The 16,474-nt window shown below is 51.0% G+C and carries 16 protein-coding genes; 14 read left to right on the top strand and 2 right to left on the bottom strand.

Going from position 1 to position 16,474, the window contains the following annotated elements:
- Window positions 1-466: 466 nt before the first annotated feature.
- The 8 genes from ACYU8Y_RS05485 (at window position 467) to ACYU8Y_RS05450 (ending at window position 7,713) form a co-directional block, all read left to right on the top strand.
- Window positions 467-1,534, top strand: coding sequence for a sulfite exporter TauE/SafE family protein (locus tag ACYU8Y_RS05485; RefSeq protein ID WP_460934994.1), 1,068 nt, complete (start codon window positions 467-469; stop codon window positions 1,532-1,534).
- 86 nt (window positions 1,535-1,620) lie between these two features.
- The gene (locus tag ACYU8Y_RS05480; RefSeq protein ID WP_460934992.1) at window positions 1,621-2,826 is read left to right on the top strand and encodes a trans-sulfuration enzyme family protein; all 1,206 of its coding nucleotides are present in this window, start codon (window positions 1,621-1,623) and stop codon (window positions 2,824-2,826) included.
- A gap of 21 nt (window positions 2,827-2,847) precedes the next feature.
- Window positions 2,848-3,951: a Gfo/Idh/MocA family protein gene (locus ACYU8Y_RS05475; protein ID WP_460934990.1), complete on the top strand. Its 1,104-nt coding sequence runs from the start codon at window positions 2,848-2,850 to the stop codon at window positions 3,949-3,951.
- 52 nt (window positions 3,952-4,003) lie between these two features.
- Window positions 4,004-4,735 carry a phosphoadenylyl-sulfate reductase gene (locus ACYU8Y_RS05470; protein WP_460934989.1) on the top strand — a complete coding sequence of 244 codons (732 nt, stop codon included), beginning with the start codon at window positions 4,004-4,006 and terminating at the stop codon, window positions 4,733-4,735.
- A gap of 74 nt (window positions 4,736-4,809) precedes the next feature.
- Window positions 4,810-5,712 carry a sulfate adenylyltransferase subunit CysD gene (cysD, locus tag ACYU8Y_RS05465; RefSeq protein WP_460934987.1) on the top strand — a complete coding sequence of 301 codons (903 nt, stop codon included), beginning with the start codon at window positions 4,810-4,812 and terminating at the stop codon, window positions 5,710-5,712.
- Between the two features lie 33 nt (window positions 5,713-5,745).
- A complete protein-coding gene (locus ACYU8Y_RS05460; RefSeq protein WP_460934985.1) occupies window positions 5,746-6,036 on the top strand; it encodes a nucleotidyltransferase family protein in 291 nt (96 codons plus the stop codon).
- Entirely contained in the window at window positions 6,020-6,463 is a 444-nt protein-coding gene (locus tag ACYU8Y_RS05455) for a HepT-like ribonuclease domain-containing protein (protein WP_460934983.1), read from the top strand. The genes ACYU8Y_RS05460 and ACYU8Y_RS05455 overlap by 17 nt, the downstream gene beginning before the upstream one ends.
- Entirely contained in the window at window positions 6,463-7,713 is a 1,251-nt protein-coding gene (locus ACYU8Y_RS05450) for a sulfate adenylyltransferase subunit 1 (RefSeq protein ID WP_460934981.1), read from the top strand. The genes ACYU8Y_RS05455 and ACYU8Y_RS05450 overlap by 1 nt, the downstream gene beginning before the upstream one ends.
- Before the next feature lie 80 nt (window positions 7,714-7,793).
- On the opposite strand, the gene ACYU8Y_RS05445 is transcribed toward ACYU8Y_RS05450, so the two are convergent.
- Window positions 7,794-9,302 carry a glycine--tRNA ligase gene (locus tag ACYU8Y_RS05445; RefSeq protein ID WP_460934979.1) on the bottom strand — a complete coding sequence of 503 codons (1,509 nt, stop codon included), beginning with the start codon at window positions 9,300-9,302 and terminating at the stop codon, window positions 7,794-7,796.
- An 87-nt stretch (window positions 9,303-9,389) separates the two neighbouring features.
- Between ACYU8Y_RS05445 and ACYU8Y_RS05440 the strand changes: the two genes are divergently transcribed.
- The 5 genes from ACYU8Y_RS05440 (at window position 9,390) to ACYU8Y_RS05420 (ending at window position 12,466) form a co-directional block, all read left to right on the top strand.
- Window positions 9,390-9,623 carry a DUF433 domain-containing protein gene (locus ACYU8Y_RS05440; protein WP_460934977.1) on the top strand — a complete coding sequence of 78 codons (234 nt, stop codon included), beginning with the start codon at window positions 9,390-9,392 and terminating at the stop codon, window positions 9,621-9,623.
- Window positions 9,620-9,985 carry a DUF5615 family PIN-like protein gene (locus ACYU8Y_RS05435; RefSeq protein WP_460934975.1) on the top strand — a complete coding sequence of 122 codons (366 nt, stop codon included), beginning with the start codon at window positions 9,620-9,622 and terminating at the stop codon, window positions 9,983-9,985. The genes ACYU8Y_RS05440 and ACYU8Y_RS05435 overlap by 4 nt, the downstream gene beginning before the upstream one ends.
- Before the next feature lie 178 nt (window positions 9,986-10,163).
- Window positions 10,164-10,340 (top strand): TonB family protein, encoded by a 177-nt coding sequence (locus ACYU8Y_RS05430; RefSeq protein WP_460934973.1) that lies wholly within the window; start codon window positions 10,164-10,166, stop codon window positions 10,338-10,340.
- A gap of 228 nt (window positions 10,341-10,568) precedes the next feature.
- Window positions 10,569-11,558: a helix-hairpin-helix domain-containing protein gene (locus tag ACYU8Y_RS05425; protein WP_460934971.1), complete on the top strand. Its 990-nt coding sequence runs from the start codon at window positions 10,569-10,571 to the stop codon at window positions 11,556-11,558.
- A gap of 74 nt (window positions 11,559-11,632) precedes the next feature.
- Window positions 11,633-12,466, top strand: a complete 834-nt coding sequence (locus ACYU8Y_RS05420; protein ID WP_460934969.1) for a polysaccharide deacetylase family protein — start codon at window positions 11,633-11,635, stop codon at window positions 12,464-12,466.
- A 145-nt stretch (window positions 12,467-12,611) separates the two neighbouring features.
- On the opposite strand, the gene rlmD is transcribed toward ACYU8Y_RS05420, so the two are convergent.
- Entirely contained in the window at window positions 12,612-14,057 is a 1,446-nt protein-coding gene (gene rlmD / locus ACYU8Y_RS05415) for a 23S rRNA (uracil(1939)-C(5))-methyltransferase RlmD (protein WP_460934967.1), read from the bottom strand.
- A 68-nt stretch (window positions 14,058-14,125) separates the two neighbouring features.
- Between rlmD and ACYU8Y_RS05410 the strand changes: the two genes are divergently transcribed.
- Window positions 14,126-16,384 (top strand): gliding motility-associated C-terminal domain-containing protein, encoded by a 2,259-nt coding sequence (locus ACYU8Y_RS05410; protein WP_460934965.1) that lies wholly within the window; start codon window positions 14,126-14,128, stop codon window positions 16,382-16,384.
- Window positions 16,385-16,474: the final 90 nt, after the last annotated feature.

The raw sequence follows: 16,474 nt of genomic DNA, 5'->3' as shown, positions 1-16,474 counted from the left end.
TTTTCGAATATTGGTCTACTAATACTGATTTAGTAGCTTGCCTATGAAAGCAAAACAGAGCGGGCTACCCTATCGCACGGCCAGGATAGCGAGCTATGGGCCGATTTAGAACCCGCGCTGTTGTCGCTTGCCAAGGTTCGTATAGAAATGTGGGACCACAGGCCCATTAGCAAGGTGTCGAATAGTAAAGCAAGCACTTGATTACTCATCCCTAAATTAATCTGTGTCATGGACATTCGTTACTTTATTGGTATCGACATCGCTATGGCGACTTAGGACTTCATTGGTTGGCACACACGGCCAAGCGATTGATTTGCATCTATCCGCTTGATTTCCGTACCTTTGCCTCACGTTCAGCCCGTATCCAAGGAACCACACGGCCTGATCACCAGCTTAGCAAGCGGCACTTCATTGTGCCGTTTTTCATAAGTAAAATAATCTATAAACTCGATAGAATTTATACCTTATGCAACCACCGATAGTCTCCGGGGCCGATCGGGCCAACGACACGCTCCTAGCGGCCCAGTCGGCATTGAACTTTGATGGACTGACTATCACTCTTCAGGGAGAGAACGCATCTACCCAGGCCGACGTTGTTCGGGCAGCTTTTCCAACGGCAACGGTTCAAACGAGTGCAGCCCGTCCGTTACTTCGCCGTCGAAACCGCACGGAAATTGCGATTTATGTTTTTTCGGCATTAGCGCTAATGCTTGTTGGCCACCTGCTCTTCAGCTACTTTACCCTGGATCGGCTAACCCTGATAGCCAGTTCCATTGATTTGACTCCCCAGATTTTTTACTTTATCCTGGCCGGTTTTGTGGCCCAAATGATTGATGGAGCCTTGGGCATGGCTTATGGGGTAACCGCCACAACCTTCCTGACGAGTGTAGGCATCAGCCCCTTATTCGCCACGGCCAGCGTTCATAGTTCCGAGATTTTCACCAGTGGTGTGTCGGGCTACATGCACCTCAAATTCGGGAACGTAAATAGCCGGTTGTTCAAGATTGTCCTGATACCGGGCGTCATTGGTGCCGCGCTGGGTGCCTTTTTAATTACTAAACTGGCCGATATGGAGGTGGTAGCCACCTACCTTAGTCCCGCCATTTCGGTTTACACCGCCATTCTAGGTATTCTGATTTTAAAGAAAGCACTGGCAAAACCAACGAAGAAAAAGCCCGTTCGCCAAATTGGGTTGCTGGCCTGGTTCGGTGGGTTTGTCGATGCCATCGGCGGTGGTGGCTGGGGACCGATCGTCAACTCAACCCTGATCGCTTCGGGACGGCACCCACGCTACACGATCGGCTCCGTCAACCTGGCCGAGTTTTTTGTCTCGTTTGCCTCATCGGTTGTGTTTGCGTTATATGCCGGACTGGATAATTATGGCATGGTCATTCTGGGCCTTATTCTGGGCGGTATGATAGCCGCGCCCATTGCGGCCCGTCTGGCGCAGAAACTACCGGTCAAAACAATGATGATTCTGGTCGGAATTGTGGTAATCCTCGTAAGTTTGCGTAAGATTATTAAGTTCTTTTAATGTTTGATGGGGTGGTGGTTTTCGAGAAACCGACACCTGATAAATTGAGCAAGTGTCGGCTTCTCACAACCGACACCACACGTAATATGAGAAAACAAACCAAAGCCATTCGCATTCAGGCGGAAAAATCGCACAACCGCGAACACTCCGTACCGCTGTATCTAACCTCCAGCTTTGCCTTCGAAAGTGCTGAACAGGGGAAAGCGTTATTCGACGAAACCGAAGCGGGCAATATCTATTCCCGTTTTTCCAATCCTAACGTCACGGAGTTTGTCGATAAAGTATGCATGCTGGAAAATGCCGAAGATGGCATTGCCACCGCTACGGGTATGGCCGCGGTCTTTGCGAGTATGGCCGGTTTGTTGAAGTCGGGTGATCATTTAGTGGCCTGTCGGGCTTTGTTTGGCTCAGCCCACCAGATCATTACCCAGATTCTGAGCAAATGGGGCATCAGTCACACCTACGTAGACGCCAGCGCTTCGGAAGCGGATTGGGAAGCAGCCATACAGCCCAACAACGGAAGGCCAGCCGCCCGAATGGTGTATCTGGAAACGCCTTCCAACCCTGGTCTAGAACTCGTTGACCTGGAAATGCTGGGCCGACTGAAACAGAAATACGGCTTCATCTTGAATGTAGATAACTGTTTTGCCACCCCGATTTTGCAAACACCGATCGACTTTGGGGCCGATTTGTCGGTTCACTCCGCTACGAAATACATGGACGGACAGGGGCGTGTACTGGGCGGCATTGTCGTTGGTCGCGCTGACTTGATTCAGCCCATTCGCTTCTTCGCGCGCCACACGGGTCCTGCCCTGTCGCCGTTCAACGCCTGGATTTTATCGAAAAGCCTGGAAACACTGGACCTGCGCATGGAGCGGCATTGCCATAACGCGCTGCAACTGGCCGAAGCGCTGGATGCCCATACCGATGTGGAGCGGGTATTGTACCCGTTTCTTCCCTCCCATCCCCAGTACGATCTGGCCAGACGGCAGATGAGTGCGGGCGGAGCCATTGTCACGATTGAACTGGAAGGTGGTTTTGATCGGGTAAACGCCTTTTTCAACGCTCTGACAATTCCTACCCTTTCCTCTAACCTTGGCGATTCCCGCACGATCGTTACCAACCCAAACACAACGACGCATGCCAAACTGAAACCCGATGAAAAAGCAGCATTGGGGATTACACCAGGACTAATCCGGATTTCGGTTGGCCTGGAAGACGTTGATGATTTGATTGAAGACTTCACCCAAGCAGTAGAAAAGTCAGCAGAGGTGGTTAAGGAGAAGGTATAACCAAGCCTAAACGTACCGTTCATGCTACGCATCTCTGCCCTTTTTGCCTTGTTTCTCTTGGCACACTTTACCTACGGCCAAACGCCCAAAAAACCACTCCGCGTCGGTATTGTTGGGATGGTGCATTCGCATGTGCATGGTATACTGAATAAGGCCTTTAAAGGACCGGCTCAGACCGATATCGAGGTTGTTGGCATTGCCGAACCAAACCGGGAATTAGCCGAGCGCCTGGCCAAACAGCATGGTTTTAGCCTACGTCTGGTGTATCCGACCGTGGCCGAGATGCTGGATAAAACCAAGCCGGAAGCCGTTACTGATTTTGGTCGGATTGTTGATCATAAAAAAACGGTGGAGATTTGCGCCCCGCGCGGTATTCATGTGATGGTTGAAAAACCATTGGCAACCAGCTTTGCGGATGCCAAACAGATGGAAGCACTGGCCAGAAAGCACAATATTCAGCTGCTGACCAACTACGAAACGACCTGGTACGGCAGCAACCACAAAGCGTTCGCCATGGTCAACACGGATAGGTCAATCGGGGAACTTCGTAAAATCGTTGTCCACGATGGGCACCAGGGTCCTAAAGAAATTGGCGTCAATAAGGAGTTTCTGGACTGGCTGACGGACCCAGCCGCAAATGGAGCGGGTGCCCTGTTCGATTTCGGCTGCTACGGGGCCAACCTTTCCACCTGGCTGTTGCACAACCAGCGCCCGGTTTCGGTATTGGCGGTGACGCAACAGATCAAGCCCGACATCTATCCGAAGGTGGACGACGAAGGCACAATCATTTTGACGTATCCCAAAACGCAGACCATTATTCAGGCCTCCTGGAACTGGCCGTTCGCGCGCAAGGATATGGAAGTCTACGGGCAAACGGGTTACGTGTTTACTGTCGATGGTACACGCATGCGCATCCGGCTTAAGGACGAGAAAAACGAACACCCGACCGAAGCCACGCAGGCCGATGCCCCTGCTGCTGACCCTTTTGCCTATTTTGCCCGGCTGCTTCATGGCGAAACTAAACCCGACGAATTAACGTCATTAGACAATAACATGATTGTCATGGAGATTCTGGACGCTGCCCGACAATCAGCCAAAACGGGTAAAGTAGTGAAGCTAAACTAAACAAACTTATGGGTGGAACCAGGCGGTTCAACTTGTAGGTTTAGCTAAAATTATGATTGCAGAACCAACTTATACACTCGAAAGCCTGACCGAACGCCTACACGGTCTGAGCAACGTTGACGCGCTGCGGACACTGGCTGAGTTATTTCCCGGCGAAGTCGTTTTTTCGACCAGTCTGGGCTACGAAGACCAGGTTATTACCGACCTGATTCTGGCAAACAACATTCCCATCCGGATTTTCACACTCGATACGGGTCGGATGTTTGCCGAAACGTATTCCGTCTGGAAGAAAACCAACGATCGGTACGCGACCAAAATAGAAGCGTTTTTCCCGGATAGAGCGGCTGAAGAAGCGCTGATGACGACGAAAGGCCCGTACAGCTTCTACGATTCCGTTGAGAACCGAAAAGAGTGTTGCGGCATCCGGAAGGTAGAACCGCTGAACCGGGCCTTGAAAGGGCAGAAAATATGGATTACCGGTATTCGTGCCGAGCAATCGGCCAACCGCCAGAGCATGCCCCAACTCGAATGGGATGCGGCACATAACCTGTTCAAGTTTCATCCGTTAATGGATTGGACTTTCGAGGAGGTGAAGCAGTATATCAAGGACAACCACGTGCCGTACAATCCGCTGCATGACCGGGGCTTTGTGAGCATCGGTTGTCAGCCCTGCACCCGCGCCATTCAGCCGGGCGAAGATTTCCGGGCCGGTCGCTGGTGGTGGGAAGACAACTCGAAGAAAGAGTGCGGGCTACACACGCACGAAGAGGCATTTAAACCATAATACGTGAACGAGCGAATGGGTGAACGCTGGTAGCCAATCACTCTTTCGCTCATTCACTCTTTCACTAGTCAAAAATGAAGTTAGATTATCTAGATCAACTCGAATCCGAAGCCATCCACATTATGCGGGAGGTAGCGGGGCAGTTTGAGCGGCCTGCCCTTCTGTTTTCGGGGGGTAAAGATTCCATTACCCTGGTCCATCTGGCGTTGAAAGCGTTTCGGCCCGGTAAGTTTCCGTTTCCATTAGTGCACATTGATACGGGCCATAATTTTCAGGAAGCCCTTGATTATCGGGACAATATGGCGGAACGGATCGGCGAAAAACTGATCGTTCGTTACGTTGAAGATACCATCCGCGAAAAGAAACTGAAAGAACCGACGGGCCGGAATGCAACGCGTAATGGCCTGCAAACCTTCACGTTGCTCGATACCATCGAAGAGTTTCAGTTCGACGCCTGCATTGGTGGTGCCCGTCGGGATGAAGAGAAAGCCAGGGCTAAAGAACGCGTGTTTTCGGTGCGTGATGAGTTTGGTTCCTGGGATCCCAAACGCCAGCGTCCTGAACTTTGGAACCTCTACAACGGCCGGATTCACAAAGGTGAAAACGTGCGCGTTTTCCCCATTTCAAACTGGACCGAACTCGACGTCTGGAATTATATCCGGCGCGAAAAAATCCAGCTGCCCAGTATTTATTTCGCCCACGATCGTGAGCTGCTCATTCGGGATGGCAAACTGATGGCCACCGCCGGTGGGGTTATCAAAGCGGAGGCCGATGATCAGCTTGTGACCCGCCGGGTGCGTTTTCGTACCGTTGGCGACATTTCCTGTACGGCAGCCTCCGAATCGACTGCCGAGACGCTGGATGCCGTTATTGACGAAATTCAGGCGACGCGCATCTCCGAACGGGGCGAAACCCGCATGGACGACCAGCTTTCCGAAGCGGCCATGGAAGACCGCAAGAAAGGCGGGTATTTTTGATGCAACACTTGTTTTAACCTGATCTGTTGCCCTATGTCGGTATACAACTTTCAATCCCTGCAAACGTACCTGAGAGAGAATCAGATTTTTGACCGGTTTGGCTTAACCCGCATCGGCGTATTTGGCTCTTTTGTACGGGGTGAGTCCTACCAAGATATTGACTTGCTTATCGACGAAAAAATCCCGTATAAACAGCTCATTGCGTTGCGGGATGTACTGCAGACGGATTTACAGACGCCAATAGACTTGATGCTGCAAGAATATGCTGAACCGATTATTTTGCACCGGGCCTTAGCTGATGTTCGCTATGCAACCCAGGCCTAAAACGGATTTAGTTTATTGTCTGCGGATTCTGGAAGCCATTGGGAAAATCAACGTATATGCTGACGGCTACGATGATCCTTTTGTTTTCTTCGAATCCAACGATCAGAAAGAGTTCAATGCCTGCCTGCTACAATTGTTACACATTGGGGAGCAGGTCAATCGCATTAGTGAAGAAACCAAATCAGCCTATGCTTCTATTCCCTGGCAAACGATTAAAGCGCTGCGTAATATAGTAGCTCACGATTATGTAGGTATAGACAAACTGATTGTCTTTGTAACGATTACAGAACACATTCCGGTTTTCAAATCAGACGTGGAGCACATTATCCAGACTGAATTAAAACGGAAAAATTTTAACCAAACGGAGTACGACATGTCGAAACAAAGCAATTTCTATCGCCATATCGACTTCACGACTATTGACTGATGGATCTTCTCCGCTTTATAACGGCCGGTTCGGTTGACGACGGCAAGAGCACGCTCATCGGGCGGCTTCTTTACGATTCCAAATCCATTCTGGCTGACCAACTGGAAGCCATTGAACGCGCCAGCAAAAGCCGCGACGATGGCGAAATCGATCTGGCTCTTTTGACCGACGGGCTGCGCTCGGAACGCGAGCAGGGCATCACGATTGATGTGGCGTACCGCTATTTTCAGACACCCGCCCGCAAGTTCATCATCGTGGATGCCCCCGGCCATACCCAATACACGCGCAACATGGTGACCGGCGCATCGAACTGCCAGTTAGCCATCGTGCTGGTCGATGCCCGTCATGGTGTGGCGGAACAAACCCGTCGGCACTCGCTGATCGCGTCGCTTTTGGGCATCCCGCACATTGTAGTAGCCGTCAACAAAATGGACCTTGTCGGGTATTCTCAGGACGTATTTTCGGATATCTGCATTCACTACGCCGAGCTGGCTCAGAAGCTGAATGTTAAGCAGGTTACGTACATTCCAATGAGCGCGCTCAACGGCGACAACGTAGTTGACCGCTCAGAGTCAATGCCTTGGTATGAGGGGCCAACGCTGCTGGAACATCTGGAGACAGTAGAGATCGACGACGATGCCAATCTGGAACAGGGCCGCTTCCCCGTTCAGTACGTCATCCGGCCACAAACGCCAGAATTGCACGACTACCGGGGCTATGCGGGTAAAATTACGAGTGGTCAGTTCCGCAAAGGTGATGCCATAACGGTTTTTCCGTCGGGCGAAACCTCGACCATCGACGCCATTGAGATTGCTGAAACTCATCTGGACGAAGCCACCACACCGATGTCCGTCGTACTGCATCTGGCGACTGATGTCGACATTAGCCGGGGTGACCTGATTGTTCGCTCGGATAATCAGCCCCTGAGTACCCAAACCGTCGAAGCGATGCTTTGCTGGATGGATTCTAAGGAGTTCAAGGTAGGAAGTAAATACGTGTTGCAGGTCGGCACGTTCCGTACCCGCTGTTCCGTTCGCGAGATTACGTATCAGTTGAATGTCAATACGTACGAGCAGATTGAAGGCGTTGACCAACTCCGCCTGAACGACCTGGCTAAAGTCGTTTTGCGTACAGCACAACCAATCAGTTTTGACCCTTACACCACCAACCGGGCATCGGGCGGTGCCATCCTGATCGACGAAACCTCAAACGTAACCGTTGGTGCGTTGATGCTGGTAGGCGAAGCGTAAGGGCAGTAGATTATTTCTGAAGATGCAAAAAGCCACGAAGAGTACTCTCCGTGGCTTTTCTATGTCTAACTCTACCTAGTTTACATCTTCTCCAAAACCCGCTCCATCGACACTTCCTGACCGATGCGCGCTTTCAGTTCGCTGATCGGAATACGGATTTGTTCGGTTGTATCGCGGTAACGAATCGTGACCGTTTCGTCCTCGAGCGTCTGGTAATCAACCGCAATGCAGAATGGCGTACCGATCAAATCCTGCCGGGTATACCGCTTCCCGATGGCATCGCGCTCCTCATAAACCACCCGGAATTCAGAACGGAGACTTTTGACAATTTCTTCTGCTTTTTCGGGCAATCCATCTTTCCGAACGAGTGGGAACACGGCCGCTTTGATTGGTGCCAGCGCCGGGTGCAGTTTCAGATAAGTCCGCTCCTTTTGCTGGTCGCCTTCCCCAACGGTCTCTTTGGTGAACGCATTGCAGAATACCGCTAAAAACAAACGGTCAGCGCCAACCGACGTTTCAACCACGTAGGGAATGTAATTACCGTACGGCTTGCCCGTGGCCGGGTCAACCTCATTATCGAAGTACTGCTGCTTTTTACGGCTCAGTTCCTGATGCGCTTTCAGGTCAAAATCGGTGCGGGAGTGAATCCCTTCCATTTCGCGGAAACCAAACGGAAACTTATATTCGATATCGACGGCTGCATTGGCGTAGTGGGCCAGTTTTTCGTGGATATGAAATTTGAGTTTATCGGCGGGAAGGCCAACCGCCTGGTGGAACTTCATCCGGGCATCACGCCAGGTCTCGTACCATTGCATTTCGGTGCCGGGCCGCACGAAAAACTGCATTTCCATTTGTTCGAACTCCCGCATCCGGAAGGTAAATTGCCGGGCCACGATCTCGTTCCGGAACGCCTTCCCGATCTGGGCAATACCAAACGGAATCTTCATCCGGCCCGTTTTCTGCACGTTCAGGAAGTTGACAAATATACCCTGTGCCGTTTCCGGGCGCAGATAGATCAAACTGGCGTCTTCGGCCAGCGAACCGACCTGCGTCGAAAACATCAGGTTGAACTGCCGTACTTCGGTCCAGTTATCGGTACCCGATACAGGGTCTTTAATACCTTCCGAGATGATGAGGTTGCGAACGCCTTCCAGGTCATTGTCGCCCAATAAGCGGCCCATTTCCTGCAACAGCGCCGTGCTTTTTTCTTCATCACCGGCATTGGCGTAGGCTTCGGCTTTAAGTTCCAGCAGTTGGTCGGCACGGTACCGTTTTTTGGAATCGCGGTTGTCGATCATGGGATCGTTGAACGAATCCACGTGACCCGACGCTTTCCATGTCAGCGGGTGCATGAAGATCGACGCATCAATTCCGACAACGTTGTCGTGCAGTTGCGTCATAGCCTTCCACCACAGCGTTTTAAGGTTATTTTTCAATTCGACGCCATTCTGACCGTAGTCATACACGGCTTGCAGCCCATCATAAATTTCTGAGGATGGAAACACGAAGCCATATTCTTTGGCGTGGGCGATAATGTCTTGCAGCGATGTGGCGGGTGAGCCGGCGGCTGGCGTTTGTGAAGTATTCATACGTGGGCGCAAAAATACGTTTTTATGCGCAAGTGCACACTTGCATCCGCTATTTCATAGCTTTGTGTATAAAATCGAAGAAAAATCATGAAACAGTTCACACGAATTACATTTGACCCTCAAGTTATGGGTGGAAAACCCTGTATTCGCGGCATGCGGATAACCGTAGGAACAATTGTAGGTCTTGTTTCTGTCGGCTATTCAACGGAAAAAATTTTAGGAGCTTATCCGTATCTGCAAACCGACGATATACGCGAAGCCTTAGCTTTTGCTGCCTGGCGCGTTGAAGAAATTGAAGTTCCCCTAGCTCGCGCTGCATGAAGATTGTCATTGACATGAACTTGTCTCCTACCTGGTGTCTTTTCCTTGGGCAAGCTGGGCATGAAGCCGTACACTGGTCAGAGGTAGGTGATGCCAGAACAACAGACAGTTTGATCACTGCCTGGGCAAAAGAAAACAAATACATTATATTCACTCACGACCTCGACTTCGGTACTATTCTCGCGGTTACTAAGGCAGAAGGACCAAGTGTGATTCAGATTCGTGAACATGATGTATTACCAGAGGGAATGGGAGAAATCGTTTTACAAGCTTTAATTCAATTCAAAGATCATCTCCAAATCGGCGCCTTAATCACAATAGATAGTAGATCATTTCGCGCTCGGATTTTGCCTATTACATAAATACTATTCTAAATAGGTGAACGGCGTTAACCACGGTTCTTTTAATGAAAGACTACTACTACATTTTAGGTGTGACACGAACTGCTTCTCCTGAAGAAACGAAGGGGAAGATGATATATATACAGTTGTAGAGCAGCAACCGGAATGCTCTGGTGGTATGACTGCTCTTGGTCAATAATTGAGTAAGTCACTACATTATCCCGAAGCTGCACAAAAGGCTAATGTATCAGGACGAGTGTTTATAAGTTTCGTAGTAAATACAAATGGTGAAATTCAGATTGTTAAAGTTTTGAAAGGGCTAGGCTTTGGTACCGATGAAGGAGCAGCTCGTGTAGTTACCAATATGCCAAGTTGACGTTCAGGTAAAATAGCGGGTCGACCGGTTCGGGTAAAATATAACTTACCTATTAATTTCACACTGGAATAATTTCAGGATAATTCACCAGATTATACAGTTTCAATTTAGTTGAATTTAAAGATGCCAATTTACACTAACCAGTATTTTACATAAATACTAGTTAAATCTGATCAAAAGCCCAACCTGCCCTAAGTTACATCGGCTACTATCCTCCGTCTAAGCGGCATGTTCAGCCGCTTTCAAGCCCTTATCCGCGATTATTTCGGATTTTCGTATAAAGAGACAAGGGGATTTCTCGTCCTGCTTTTTCTGACGGTACTCTGCCTGTTTATCCCCTTCGTTTATCGGCTTGTGTCCGACAGAACGCCAGTCGATACTTCAATCGCCGATCAGCGAAAACTGGATAGCCTGGTTGCGCTGATGCAAACGGAAGAAGCCAGACAACCGAAATTTTCGGATCGGGGCGAGAACGAAAAAACGACGGCCGAACGATTCCGAGAACCTAAGCTGGTCCATTTCGATCCGAATACGATCAGTGTGGCCGGTTGGCAGCAATTGGGCGTACCGCGCTGGATGGCCGAACGTATTGACAAATACCGCAGCAAGGGCGGTCAGTTTCGTCGGAAAGAGGATTTGCTAAAAATCTACGATTTTCCTCCTGACCTGTATGACCAGCTCGAACCGTATATTACGCTGAAAGAAACGCCACAATCAAACCAGTTCAGAAGCGACCGTTTTGGCGAGAGCAGGCCCTTTCCGAACCAATCATACAAAACCGACGAACGCCCGGCCTATCCTGAACGGCCCGCCAAGCCCGTCCTTCAACCATTTGATATCAACACCGCCGATACGGCTCAATTGATCGCGCTGAAAGGAATTGGCGCTACGCTGGCGGGTCGTATCGTTAAGTTCCGGGATGCACTCGGCGGCTTCATCTCCACCGACCAGTTTCGCGAAATCTACGGCCTTGACTCGCTGGCCCTGAATGAGTTGCAGACGTACGGCAAGATTCGCTCGTCGGCCCGTAAGATTCCCGTGAATACCGCTTCGGCCGAGGAGCTGGACCGGCATCCTTTTTTATCCCGTCGGCAGGCGCAGATCATTGTGAATTATCGCGAACAACACGGCGCGTATACATCGATAGAATCGCTGAAACCCATTCGCGTTCTGGATGCCAAGACGATTGAGAAGATAGGCCCCTATCTGGAATTTTGACCGTTTTTTGGTCAATCATGGTAAAACAGGGCAAGTAATTGCTTAGGTATGTAAAGCCTTTATTGCCAAAGTCAATGACAACGCTTACACGCTATACGCCTGTTCTTCTCATCAGTCTGTTGCTTTGCTTGTCAGGCCAGAGCTGGGCACAACGTCTGACATGGCCTAACGGAGCCAAAGCTGCCATTTGCCTGACCTACGACGATGCCATGAGTAGCCAGCTCGAACAGGCCATTCCCGTCCTGAATTCGCTCAAGTTAAAGGGCACTTTTTTTCTCAACTCGATAGTCGATGACAACGCCACCGACAAATGGCGACAAGCGGCCAGACAGGTTCATGAACTGGCTAACCATACCCTGTTTCACCCTTGCCTGGCCGCAAAAGGCTGGAAACCAGTCTGGGCACTGGATAATTACACCTTCGACCGAGTTCTGAAGGAAATTCAATCCATGAACACCCAGTTGTACCTGCTGGATGGCAAGAAGACCAAACGCACCTTTGCCTTCCCGTGTGGCGACACGACGGCGGGGGGCGTATCGTACCTGGACACACTACGCCGATCCGGCATGGTCAGCTACGGCCGTATGGTTGGCGACGCCAACGCCGTCGTCACTAATTTTGAAACCCTCGATCTTCTCCAGGTGCCTTCGCTGGCGGTACAGCCAACCCATACCGCTGCCGATTTAATTGCCTACGCCGAAAAAGCCGCCCAGCAGGGCGGACTCGGCATTTATCTGTTTCATGGCGTTGGTAGCCAGTGGATTGCGGTATCCGCTGCGGAGCATAAAAAACTGGTGGAGTACCTGGCGAATCACAAACAGACCTACTGGGTAACGACTTTTGACGAAGCCATGAACTACGTTGCTCAATGGAAGCAAACGCACTCGCCATCTGCTTCTACGAAATAGAAGGCACAACGTCGAAGCTGTTTACACTTTTGGTTGGCGACTTTTTGTCATTGCGATACAGGAGCAATCTTCGGATGATATTTATAAAACCCGAAGATTGCCCCTGCATCGCAATGACAAAAGTTGCCTGTTACGGCTAATTAGTTTAGCGTCTTGTCAGCACCACGACGTTTTCGACATGGTGCGTATGGGGAAACATGTCAACTGGCTGCACCCCCGTAACGGTATACCCTTCGTCCAGAATACCCAGATCGCGGGCCTGCGTAGCCGTATTGCAACTCACATACACAATTCGCTGGGGAGCCGCTTTCAGGAGCTGACGCGTTACGGCTTCATCCATGCCAGCGCGGGGTGGATCGGTAATTACGACATCGGGGCGGCCGTGCCGGGCAAAAAAGTCATCCGTCAGAATAGCCTTCATATCCCCTGCCACGAAAGTCGTGTTGGTGATGCCATTTATCTCGGCATTGACACGGGCGTCGGCCACCGAGGCTTCGACGTATTCGACGCCCACCACATGCCTGGCCAGACGAGCCACAAAAAGGGCAATTGTGCCCGTACCGGTGTATAAATCATAGACCCGCTCCTGCCCTGTCAGACCAGCAAATTCGCGGGCAACTTTATAGAGATTGAAGGCCTGCTGGGCGTTGGTTTGGTAGAACGATTTGGGGCCTACCCGGAAAGTAAGCGGCTGCTCGTCACCGGCGTCCATCTGTTCTTCGATATACGGTTTTCCGGCCCAGTTGATAACTTCCTGATCCTGATAACTATCGTTTTTCTTTGTATTCAGGATGTAATTCAGCGATGTGATCTGAGGGAACAACACGATCAGATGATTCATTAACCCGCTGAGTAACTCGGGGTTATCCTGCGCTACCTGCAACGTTACCATAACCTGCTGCGTAGTATCGGCAGTGCGGATAATGAGCGTCCGCAGATAACCGGTATGTGCTTTCAGATTATACAACGTCATTCCATTCTGGTACACATAATCCGTTACGGCCAGCCGAATGGCGTTCGATGGGTCGGGCTGTAGGTAGCAGTGATGAATCGGCAGCACCTTATCGAAACGGCCGGGCACGTGAAAACCAACCGCGCGCTGGTCGATGAGTTCATCGGTTCGTACCTCTGTCGAGGTCAGCCAGCGCCCCTCCGCACAGGTAAACTCAAGTTTATTCCGGTAGTACCGCGTTGGATGGGCCGCCATAATGGGCAATATCGTGGGTAGAGCCACTTTACCAATACGCGTGAGATGGTCGACCACCTGCTGGTGTTTAAAATTCAGTTGTTCCGGGTATTGGATATGTTGCCATTTGCAACCGCCACAGGTACCAAAATGCTCGCAGAAGGGCTCGGCCCGCAATGAGGACCATTCGTGCACATGTTCGGCAACCGCTTCCCGATACTGTTTTTTGGTGTTGGTTATACGAAGATCGACCACGTCGCCGGGCGCAACACCGGGTCCACCGGTTGGGTTTTCAACGAAAATTACGCCATCATCAGTACGCACGATGCACTTCCCTTCGGCGGCAACGGTATCAATTCGAACGCCTGCCAACCGTTCGGGTGTTTTATGAGTCTTCCTACGCATAAGTCCTAAAAAACCGCTAATTTAAGCAGTCGTTTTCGGACAGACTCTATCTTTACTTATTTCTGCTTATGCCGAAACTGTACCGTTCTTTTTTAGTACCTCTTCTGTTGACCTGTTCGCTGCTGGTTATGAGCCAGTTGACCCAGGCAACACATATTGTCGGTGGCGAACTGGAACTTCGCTACCTTGGCACCCAGAGCGCCTACACCCACCGCATTATCCTCAATTTGTACTTCGATAATGTCAATGGAAATCCGGGAGCCGACGATGGACTCGTGTCGGTAGGCGTTTTTGCCAAACGAACCAACCAATTGATTGGCTATGTTCCCCTCAACCGGATTAGCAGCGAGTTTGTGGCCTATACCAAACCCGCCTGTACGAATGCCAGTTTACTGAGTACCCGACTGATTCGGCATAGCCTGGACCTTACCCTCGATCCAAACGTTTTCAACGATGCCGGTGGCTACTATATGACCTGGGAACGGTGCTGCCGTAATGGTACGATTACCAACATTGAAAACCCGGGAGCCGCCGGATCAACCTTTTATCTGGAATTCCCGGCCATCGTTTCGGGCCAGACCCGGGTTGTCAACTCTTCCCCGACCTTTACCATTCCCAAAGGCGACTATGCCTGCATCGGTCAACCATTTACCCTTGATTTTAGCGCAAAAGACGCTGACAACGACAGTTTGACGTATTCACTGGTAACGCCCTATAATGGTTTCAGCACAACGGGCGTTCCTAATCCCGGTTCGGGTTCCCCCTTTGGAGACCCCTATTTTTTGCCAGGCCCTTATCCAGCCGTTCGCTGGAGCAGTGGTATCTCCATCGCCAATGAGATTCCGGGAACGGTGCCTCTGCGCGTAAACCCCAGGTCGGGCCTACTCAGTGTGACCCCTAGTCAGGCTGGCCTGTTTGTTTTCTCCGTCGAAGTAGTCGAATACCGGGCGGGGAAAGCCATTGGACGCGTCCGACGTGATTATCAGGTGCTGGTGCTTGACTGCCCCAAGAACAATACCCCCAAACTTCTTTTCCGGCCCGACGGGCAGAAGGCCTTTTATCAACAGGGAACCGTGCTGACGATTGCGGAAAAAGACACCAACTGCCTGACGTTATTCGTCACCGACATTGACCCGAACCAGCGTATTACGGTCACCAACATGAGCGGTTCGCTGCCGGGCCTCGCACTAACGCCGGGCGAACTGACTACCCGAACCAGCCGCGACACGTTACAAGTCAAGTTTTGCTTCGGTCGATGCGTTGGCGGCAATGGCACGCCGGTTACGCTGCTGCTACGGGCCACGGACGACGGGTGCCCACAAGGCTTGAGCGATACGCTCAGCGTTCGTCTGAATATTATTCCTTCGGCCAACAACAAACCACTGGCGGCAACCGATTTACCAGATAACAAAGCCAGTATCAGCGTCGGAACCTCGTTAACCTTCAACGCCTTCGGGACTGACATTGACAATGATAACGTCACTATTCAGGCCGTTGGTCGTGGCTTTACGCTGGCCCAGGCAGGCATGAGTTTCGGCTCGGCATCCGGAGTGGGGAAAGTTTCGCAACCGTTTGTCTGGAAACCCACCTGCACCCAGGCGACTCAGGCCGCTTACCTGGTCGATTTCATTGTGACGGATACCCGCTGTAATCGAAACCTTCGCGATACGGTGACCGTGAATCTGGCCGCCATTGGCTTGCCCAGTCAACCCCCGAGTATTCGGACAACGCTAGCCCAGCAAACCGTCGAGTTAGTCGTCAGCCCCAGCGACTCCGTCGGCCGTACAACGTTCGACGTGCTGGGAAATGACCCGGATCGCGACACGCTGCAGTTAACGGCTGTCGGGCGGGGATTCGATGTCAAAACCGCCGGGATGGCGTTTACCGATAAAATTGGTCTGCCAACGCTGCAATCGCCCTTTGCCTGGAAACCCACTTGTGACCTGCTGGCGGGCAAAGCCGAAGCAACCTTTGTCGTGGATTTTATGGCCGATGACCGCTCCTGCCAGCCCAATCATCTGGCCGTTACGACGGTCACGTTTACCGTCAAAAATCCCTCCTTTAATGCTGACATAAAGATTCCGAACGTCTTTACGCCGAACGGCGATGGCATCAATGACTACTTCGCGGTTACGAACTTACCGGAAAATACCTGCGACGAGCAATTCAAAACGATCGAGGTAGCGAATAGATGGGGGCAAACGATCTTTAAGTCGGCGGACCCAAAATTCCGCTGGTACGGTACGGATGCTGCATCGGGCACCTACTATTATTTACTCACAACGTCGAAGCGAACCTTCAAAGGAACGGTAACGATCATCCGGTAACCAGTCCTTTACGCATGAAGTCGATCAACACCTTGTGCCGTAAGCTGACGGCTCCATCAGCAGCCGGGTATTGACTAATTCTCTATCTTC

The organism is Spirosoma humi, assembly GCF_054776575.1.
This window is presented reverse-complemented; position numbering and strand designations above follow the sequence as displayed.

Coding starts and splice junctions, on each gene's coding strand:
- ACYU8Y_RS05485 (WP_460934994.1), top strand. CDS start 467: ATGCAACCACCGATAGTCTCCGGGGCCGATCGGGCCAACGACACGCTC.
- ACYU8Y_RS05480 (WP_460934992.1), top strand. CDS start 1,621: ATGAGAAAACAAACCAAAGCCATTCGCATTCAGGCGGAAAAATCGCAC.
- ACYU8Y_RS05475 (WP_460934990.1), top strand. CDS start 2,848: ATGCTACGCATCTCTGCCCTTTTTGCCTTGTTTCTCTTGGCACACTTT.
- ACYU8Y_RS05470 (WP_460934989.1), top strand. CDS start 4,004: ATGATTGCAGAACCAACTTATACACTCGAAAGCCTGACCGAACGCCTA.
- cysD (WP_460934987.1), top strand. CDS start 4,810: ATGAAGTTAGATTATCTAGATCAACTCGAATCCGAAGCCATCCACATT.
- ACYU8Y_RS05460 (WP_460934985.1), top strand. CDS start 5,746: ATGTCGGTATACAACTTTCAATCCCTGCAAACGTACCTGAGAGAGAAT.
- ACYU8Y_RS05455 (WP_460934983.1), top strand. CDS start 6,020: ATGCAACCCAGGCCTAAAACGGATTTAGTTTATTGTCTGCGGATTCTG.
- ACYU8Y_RS05450 (WP_460934981.1), top strand. CDS start 6,463: ATGGATCTTCTCCGCTTTATAACGGCCGGTTCGGTTGACGACGGCAAG.
- ACYU8Y_RS05445 (WP_460934979.1), bottom strand. CDS start 9,302: ATGAATACTTCACAAACGCCAGCCGCCGGCTCACCCGCCACATCGCTG.
- ACYU8Y_RS05440 (WP_460934977.1), top strand. CDS start 9,390: ATGAAACAGTTCACACGAATTACATTTGACCCTCAAGTTATGGGTGGA.
- ACYU8Y_RS05435 (WP_460934975.1), top strand. CDS start 9,620: ATGAAGATTGTCATTGACATGAACTTGTCTCCTACCTGGTGTCTTTTC.
- ACYU8Y_RS05425 (WP_460934971.1), top strand. CDS start 10,569: ATGTTCAGCCGCTTTCAAGCCCTTATCCGCGATTATTTCGGATTTTCG.
- ACYU8Y_RS05420 (WP_460934969.1), top strand. CDS start 11,633: ATGACAACGCTTACACGCTATACGCCTGTTCTTCTCATCAGTCTGTTG.
- rlmD (WP_460934967.1), bottom strand. CDS start 14,057: ATGCGTAGGAAGACTCATAAAACACCCGAACGGTTGGCAGGCGTTCGA.
- ACYU8Y_RS05410 (WP_460934965.1), top strand. CDS start 14,126: ATGCCGAAACTGTACCGTTCTTTTTTAGTACCTCTTCTGTTGACCTGT.